Annotated in this window: 1 pseudogene; it reads right to left on the reverse strand. The window is 40.0% G+C overall.

Annotated elements, in window-relative coordinates:
• Positions 1–146 precede the first annotated feature (146 nt).
• Positions 147–458 (reverse strand): annotated as a pseudogene (locus GBI66_RS19220) (elongation factor Tu); the annotation flags it as partial.

Genomic DNA, 458 nt, shown 5'->3' on the forward strand with positions numbered 1-458 from the left:
ATTCTTATCATACAAATTTAATAAAAAGGATTAAGGGGAAATAAGGACATTGAAATATCAGTTAGGGCCAGCCTTTATAGTGATTGTTAGACAATTAAGTATAAAAAAAGCGCTCTAAAAAGAGCGCTTTTTTTCACTGAAAGTGATTATGCAGTTACTTTTGCAACAACACCAGCACCTACAGTACGACCACCTTCACGGATCGCAAAACGTAGACCTGGGTCCATTGCGATTGGGTGGATTAATTCTACTGACATTTCAACGTTGTCGCCTGGCATAACCATTTCAACGCCGTCTTGTAATTGGATTGCACCAGTTACGTCAGTTGTACGGAAGTAGAACTGTGGACGGTAACCATTTAAGAATGGAGTGTGACGACCACCTTCTTCTTTAGAAAGTACGTATACTTCTGCATCGAATTTAGTGTGCGGCTTGATTGTACCTGGTTTAGCAAGTAC

Source organism: Acinetobacter sp. TUM15071, from assembly GCF_008980925.1.
Taxonomy (GTDB): Bacteria; Pseudomonadota; Gammaproteobacteria; order Pseudomonadales; family Moraxellaceae; genus Acinetobacter; species Acinetobacter dispersus.